This window comes from Rhizobium ecuadorense (assembly GCF_001187535.1).
GTDB lineage: Bacteria > Pseudomonadota > Alphaproteobacteria > Rhizobiales > Rhizobiaceae > Rhizobium > Rhizobium ecuadorense.
Genome location: NZ_LFIO01000241.1, coordinates 1 through 273 on the forward strand (window position 1 = coordinate 1; position 273 = coordinate 273).

A 273-nucleotide genomic window follows, 5' to 3' on the forward strand; every position below is an offset into this window, starting at 1 on the left:
GAAGGAAGCTAGCATGACGGTTCCACTGGTCAGCTTGAGCAATCTGTCGACGGAGCCATCCCCCTCGCCTCAGGTCGCCGCTATCTGGGAGGCTCTTTGCGCGGAGGCCGTCAATGCTTCGGCCAAGGATGCAGCACTCACGCGCGCCATGAATTCCGCAGTGCTTTATCATGCGAGTTTCGCCCAGGCGCTCGCTCAGCGGGTCGCAATCAAACTGGCCAATCACGACCTCGACCATGACGAGTTGCTGGCGGTGATTGCCCAGGCATTCGT

The 273-nt window shown here is 60.1% G+C and carries 1 protein-coding gene; it reads left to right on the plus strand.

All coding sequences use genetic code 11. The features are described 5' to 3' along the window. Positions 1-13: 13 nt before the first annotated feature. Positions 14-273: serine acetyltransferase domain-containing protein (locus AF337_RS05765; RefSeq protein WP_425287880.1), on the plus strand; the 260-nt coding region annotated here is incomplete at its 3' end.